Source organism: uncultured Anaerotruncus sp. (assembly GCF_902490045.1).
In the GTDB taxonomy this organism is placed as follows: domain Bacteria; phylum Bacillota; class Clostridia; order Oscillospirales; family Ruminococcaceae; genus Anaerotruncus.
Genome location: NZ_CABUCJ010000142.1, coordinates 1 through 5,584 on the forward strand (window position 1 = coordinate 1; position 5,584 = coordinate 5,584).

The 5,584-nt window shown below is 58.9% G+C and carries 8 protein-coding genes, 2 tRNA genes and 1 pseudogene; 4 read left to right on the forward strand and 7 right to left on the reverse strand.

Translation table 11 applies throughout. From position 1 onward, the window contains the following. The 4 genes and pseudogenes from RDM88_RS11450 to RDM88_RS11465 all read right to left on the reverse strand — a co-directional run. Positions 1-228, reverse strand: a pseudogene (locus RDM88_RS11450) (hypothetical protein); the annotation flags it as partial. 133 nt (positions 229-361) lie between these two features. Continuing rightward, positions 362-544, reverse strand: coding sequence for a hypothetical protein (locus tag RDM88_RS11455; protein WP_308754967.1), 183 nt, complete (start codon positions 542-544; stop codon positions 362-364). A gap of 119 nt (positions 545-663) precedes the next feature. Continuing rightward, a complete protein-coding gene (locus RDM88_RS11460) occupies positions 664-1,761 on the reverse strand; it encodes a zinc-ribbon domain-containing protein (protein ID WP_308754968.1) in 1,098 nt (365 codons plus the stop codon). Between the two features lie 60 nt (positions 1,762-1,821). Continuing rightward, the gene (locus RDM88_RS11465; RefSeq protein ID WP_308754969.1) at positions 1,822-2,457 is read right to left on the reverse strand and encodes a corrinoid protein; all 636 of its coding nucleotides are present in this window, start codon (positions 2,455-2,457) and stop codon (positions 1,822-1,824) included. A gap of 287 nt (positions 2,458-2,744) precedes the next feature. Here RDM88_RS11465 and RDM88_RS11470 point away from each other — a divergent pair, with 287 nt between their 5' ends. Further along, a complete protein-coding gene (locus tag RDM88_RS11470; RefSeq protein ID WP_308754970.1) occupies positions 2,745-3,527 on the forward strand; it encodes a peptidoglycan DD-metalloendopeptidase family protein in 783 nt (260 codons plus the stop codon). A gap of 76 nt (positions 3,528-3,603) precedes the next feature. Here the strand turns inward: RDM88_RS11470 and RDM88_RS11475 are convergent, their stop codons facing one another. Beyond that, positions 3,604-3,921 (reverse strand): hypothetical protein, encoded by a 318-nt coding sequence (locus RDM88_RS11475; RefSeq protein WP_308754971.1) that lies wholly within the window; start codon positions 3,919-3,921, stop codon positions 3,604-3,606. Positions 3,922-4,115: 194 nt separating this feature from the next. Between RDM88_RS11475 and RDM88_RS11480 the strand changes: the two genes are divergently transcribed. The 3 genes from RDM88_RS11480 to RDM88_RS11490 all read left to right on the forward strand — a co-directional run bounded on the left by RDM88_RS11480 (position 4,116) and on the right by RDM88_RS11490 (position 5,130). After that, positions 4,116-4,424 carry a helix-turn-helix domain-containing protein gene (locus tag RDM88_RS11480; protein WP_276874512.1) on the forward strand — a complete coding sequence of 103 codons (309 nt, stop codon included), beginning with the start codon at positions 4,116-4,118 and terminating at the stop codon, positions 4,422-4,424. Positions 4,425-4,487: 63 nt separating this feature from the next. Next, positions 4,488-4,814 (forward strand): helix-turn-helix transcriptional regulator, encoded by a 327-nt coding sequence (locus tag RDM88_RS11485; RefSeq protein ID WP_308754972.1) that lies wholly within the window; start codon positions 4,488-4,490, stop codon positions 4,812-4,814. A 55-nt stretch (positions 4,815-4,869) separates the two neighbouring features. Then, positions 4,870-5,130, forward strand: a complete 261-nt coding sequence (locus RDM88_RS11490) for a helix-turn-helix transcriptional regulator (RefSeq protein WP_308754973.1) — start codon at positions 4,870-4,872, stop codon at positions 5,128-5,130. Between the two features lie 215 nt (positions 5,131-5,345). On the opposite strand, the gene RDM88_RS11495 is transcribed toward RDM88_RS11490, so the two are convergent. Further along, positions 5,346-5,421, reverse strand: a tRNA-Gly gene (locus tag RDM88_RS11495). Positions 5,422-5,424: 3 nt separating this feature from the next. Then, positions 5,425-5,500 (reverse strand) — tRNA-Phe (locus RDM88_RS11500). Between the last annotated feature and the right edge of the window lie 84 nt (positions 5,501-5,584).

Consider the following 5,584-nt stretch of genomic DNA (forward strand, 5'->3'; position numbering starts at 1 on the left):
GCAAAACCTGCCGCGCGGTCCCGCCGGTCCCATCGCGCCCGCGGGTCCCGTCTCGCCGCGCGGTCCCGCGGGTCCCATCGCGCCCGTGGGCCTTGCCTCACCGCGCGGGCCGTTTCCCTGCGGGGGCGCCGTCCCCGGCGCTCCGCCCGGGACCGCCGCGCCGATGGGCGGCGGGACAACCCCCCAGCGCCCGCCCATGGAAAATCCCGTGTTTCCGTATCGCAGCATCAAAAATACCTCCCAACCGGTCAATAAATCGTCTGAATCCATCCTATTCGGAAAGCATCGAATGGGTTCCGCGCGCGGACGGAAAAGCGGCCGGTCCCCAAAGGGACCGGCCGCCGGCAAGGCTGGCGGGGGTTCACATGATGTGTTCCTCGCAGATGTTGTCGACCACCTGGTAGCCGATTTTGTTGTAGCCGTCGGGGATCTCGGTGCCGTCGGTGTTGACGCAGTCGGGAATCACATCCACGGCGCAGGGCGCGGGTTCGCCGCCGCCGGATTCGGGCGGCCGCTTGGACTTCGCGCGGTCTTTTTTCGGCATAAAATCACCTCGGCTTTTAGCGTTCCCCGCCGAAAGTGGAAGATGCGGGGCCGGGGAAAGCAAAACCCTCCCGGGGAAATTTCCCGAAAGGGTTTGTTTTTCGGCCGCAGCCCATTTTTTCATTCAAAATCATCGAGACGGATGGCCGTCTCCTCGTCGAAGAGGGAGGCGCCCTCCTCCCGCTCGTAGAACTCCGCGCCGTCGGCGGTGACGTTCCCGTCGCGGTCGACCGTGTCGCGGATGTCGAACACCGGCTCGCCGTTGACCGCCAGGTAGAGCGGGTGGTAATAGCTCGGAGACATCGCGAGCACCACCTCGAAGCGGTCGGTCTTTGTGCGCCCGCCTACCGTCAGGTCGGCGGTGCCGCAGGTCGTAATCAGCGCGCCGTCGCCCGCGAGCTGTTCCCGGTCGTGGTGGAAGGCGACCGAATCGGCCTCATAATAGGCGGGCACCATCGCGTAGAGGGTGTTTTCCGCCGCGGAGACGATGAACTGGTCGAACAGCTCGTCGCGGCTTCCGGTGCTGATGACGTTCGCGCTGTCGTCCAAGACGGGTTCGCTCTCGCCGTCCGCCTGCCAGCCGCTTCCGTTCTCGTCGTCCAGCCACCAGTCGCCGTCCGCCGGAGATGCCTCGGCGGGGACCTCGAGAGCGGCGTCCATGGAGGAACCGGAGTCCGCCGCGAAGCTGAAAATGAGGACGGAAAGGATGGGGAGCACGAACACCACGAGGATCACCACGATCGCCGCAATGAGGCAGCCGCGGTTCGCGGGCTTGCGTTCCGCGCCGCCGAGCGCGCCCTCGGGCCTGCCGGCATAGGCGGAACGGGACGGGCGCTCCTGTGTGCGGCTGCCGGGGTCCTCGCCGTGGAAATAGTTCGCCCGGTCCCGCTCAAAGACGCTCTGGTCAAATTCGTCCGAGATGTCGTAGCGGTCCCTGTTCGACGGTTCCGAATCCCGCCGCTCGCGCTCCGCCTCTATTTCGCGGTTGCGCTGCCGGATGGTGCACATCGCGCACAGATCGGAAATCGTGCTGCCCGGAAGCTCCTTCCCGCATTCGGAGCAGCGTTTTTTCGGCGCGCCCGGACGGATGCAGGGCGCTTCCGCCTCCCCGCCGCAGGGCTCCCCGGCCTCCTGGGGCTCCTCCTCGACGCGATCGCCGCAGTAGGAGCAAAAAACGCTGTCATCCCGGATTTCCCTTCCGCATTTGCTGCAAAACATGGCTTCCCTCCGTGTGGGCGCGTGGCGCCCGTATGATGTTGGTGGCTTCCCCGTTCCCGGTCAGGAACAGAACCCGAGCGCGACCTCCGCGCAGGTGGCGGCGTCGGGGGTATAGCTGTCCGCGCCGATCTCGTCGCAGAACGCCTGGGTGACCGGCGCGCCGCCGATCATCACCTTGACCCCGCCGAGGGCGGGCGTGCTGTCGCGAAGCTGGACGACGGCGCGCATCTCGTTCATCGTGGTGGTGAGCAGGGCGGAGCAGGCGATGATGTCCGCGCCGTTCTGCTCGGCGGCGGATATGTATTTGGCGGCGGGCACGTCGACCCCGAGGTCGACGACCCGCAGGCCCTTTCCCTCGAGCATCATTTTGACGAGGTTCTTGCCGATGTCGTGCCGGTCGCCCTTGACGGTTCCGAGCACGACGGTGCCGCGCACCTCGCCGCCGTTTTCCGCGAGCAGGGGCTTGAGCAGCTCAAGCCCCGCGTTCATAGCGCGCGCGGCGATCATGACCTCGGGAATGTAGACCTTGTTCGCCTTGAATTTCTCCCCGATGACCCCCATGCCCGCAAGCAGGCCGCCGTTCAGAATTCCCCCGGCGGAAAGGCCCTCCGCGATCGCACGGGCGACCTTTTCCTTAACGGCGGGCGCGCGCCCCTGCTGCAGGAGCTGGCTGATTTCATCCAAAAGCTGGGACAACCGACTTCCCCCCTCAAATGTCAAAAACAGACGCGGACTCCGATTTTCCGCTACAGCAATCATACCTTACTTTGGCGCTGATTTCAAGCGGATGGACGCAATCGGCGGCCCGGAGATTCTGGATGCCCGGGGGACCGGGGATTTCCTCCCCGGGAAGAAGCAGGCAGGGGGAGGGGTCAGGGCTTTCCAATATCGTAAATCTTGTGTAAACGATGCCCGGTGTTCACGGACAGTTCACAAATGCCCGGTATCCTGAGTGCGTATCGATTCAGGGAGGTGGCACAGCCATGCAGATGCCTGCGGACAACTCCGGACAATCGACATCGCGGAAGAGGACAAAAAACACCCCAATCAGGAAGCTGACGGCGCGCGTTCTCGCGGCGGCCACCGCGCTTTTTTGCGCGGTGAACATCCTGGCGCTCCAGCCGCCCGCGCGCACGACGCGCACCGTCGTCACCACGGAAAAAATCCCCTACAGCGTCGCCTATCAGGACGAGCCCGCCCGTTACCGGGGCTATACCGAGGTCGTCTCGGCGGGGATCGCGGGCGAACGGGAGATCCGTTCACAGGTCGTGTTCGAGGGGGACCGTCCGGTCAAGGTGCTGTCGGTCCAGTCGACCGACACCGCCCGCCCCGTCGACCAGGTGGTCAAGAGGGGCACCCGGGTGCTGCGAAGCGAAACCGCCGACGGCAGCCGCTGGGTGTCCTCCTTCATTCGCCCGCTCAAGACCGGGTGGCTGTCGGCGGATTTCTACGACTATCCCCACCACAACGGCATCGACCTGGCCGCCCCGTACGGCACGCCCGTCTACGCGGCGGCGCAGGGGCGCGTCGTGCTCGCGGGCTGGTACGGGGAGTATGGAAAGTGCGTCATCATCGAGCACGCCGACGGCTCCCGCACCCTCTACGGGCACAACAGCTCGCTCGACGTCGCGGCCGGTCAGGAGGTCAAGCAGGGGGAGAAGATTGCCAGCGTCGGCTCGACGGGCAATTCCACCGGCAACCACCTGCATTTTGAAATCCGTATCGGATCTGGCTTTCTGGACCCGATGGTCTACATCGACAAATAGGCGCGGAAAAGCCCCGGGACGCTTTGGAGAAAGCGTCCCGGGGCTTTTGGCATGGCGGGCGGACTTCTGGATTTGCTTACGACGCCTGTGGGTTTTTCATCATGAGATCGATGTGGTCCCTGATGCAGCCCGAAAGCTCCTCAAAAAAGGCGTGCCCGTCAGCGCCGTTGCAGAGAAAGGGAACCATGAGACTGGCAATCACATGACTGGCCGTTTTTCGGACCTGCTCCTCCGTTTGATTGGCGGCCATGATAACGAATTCCTCGCACAAGACGTTCGCGGCAAGCTCGGGGCTGTCGATGGTAAAATCCAATGCCATGCGGTCGATCACCTCGCCGATTGAAAGCCCGGTATTTTCACAGTGCTTTAACAGGGCCTCTTTTGTCCTGGACATAATGGTTGCCTCTATTGGCACCAGCACCTTATTCGGCATTGCTTTTCCTCCCTGTCACGCCTTTTGATGAATAAATTGGCCGCCCCATACGAAACTGTCATTTTATAACGTTATAATTATACGTCAAAAACAACTAAAAATCAAGTTCTTAACGAAGTATAATTAACGTCATAACGTAGCAAGGGGTTGAGAGCATGATAGATATACTCAAAGAAATTACAAAACTCCGTTTGGCTCGGAACTGGACTGAGTATGATTTATCAAAACATTCCGGCCTATCCCAATCGACGATATCCACTTGGTACCGCAAGGGACAAACCCCAACGATACAAACGCTGGATAAAGTGTGTAAAGGATTTGGAATTACCCTATCTCAATTTTTCTCAGAAGGTGATGACCCCATTTCGCTTACACCAGAGCAGGGAGAAATGCTTGATAATTGGTCGGCGTTAAATCCAAAGCAGCAACAGATTATTATGGACTTGCTTAGGAATATGTTCTGAGGAGAGTTGGGTGGGTCCGGTTGATCTTATCATAGGATTATCCCAAGATAGGTGGTGATGCCTGTGGACAGCAAAAGCATGGGAAAGAAACTTAGATCATATAGAGCAAAATGTGGTTGGAGCCTGAAAGAGTGCTCTGAAAAAATAGGCATCAGCACAAGGTATCTGGCCGATATTGAACGTGGTGATAAAGTGCCAAAGTTAGAAACGTTCCTTCTGATCCTTAATACGTTGACTGCCTCCGCCGACGATGTCCTTCAGGACAGTTTGGCCGTCGGCTATGAAGCCAAGAGCAATGACATCATCAGGAAGCTGAATACTCTTGATGTTATCAAGAGAAAGCAAACGTTGGATATTTTCGATAGTGTCATATCTTCTCTGAAAGAATAAAAGCCTTTGAGTGCTAAAACTCAAAGGTTTTCCCAGTAAGCAGGGAGGGGACGACGTGAGCAAAGAAGTACAGTTCTGTAACCGCGATCGCTTTATCGAACTTGGCTTGACGATTGCCGCCCTCAGGAAATTGAAGGGCATGTCACAGGAAGAGTTTGCCGCGAAGGCGAAGATCAGCCGCTCACATTTGAGCTCCATAGAAGCGCCAAACATTGTAAGGCCTTTCTCTGTTGAGGTATTGTACAATATTGCGGATGCTTTAGGAGTGAGGGCTGGCGACTTGTTGAATCACTCCATTTTGCCCGATGATAAATAGCCATCCAAATAAAAACAGCCGGTCTTTTGACCGGCTGTTTTTATTTGCACCAATGCGTTAAAATCACTGTTTTGATGGCTCAAAATTTCGGAGGGAGGGGCGTGTGTGGGGGAACCGTAGGTTCCTGCCGCACGTCGAGCGAGCAAAGCGAGCGGATAACCCCGCCGCAGCGGGCGCTCCAAATAAAAAAGACGCCCGAAGGCGTCTTTTTTATTTGGAGCGGGTTACGAGGCTCGAACTCGCTACCTCCACCTTGGCAAGGTGGCGCTCTGCCAAATGAGCTAAACCCGCGTTTGGTGCCTTCGGTCGGAATCGAACCAACGACACGAGGATTTTCAGTCCTCTGCTCTACCAACTGAGCTACAAAGGCATATTTGGCAAAGCGGAAAGGGAGAAAAATGGCGACCCGGATGGGGCTCGAACCCACGACCTCTAGCGTGACAGGCTAGCGTTC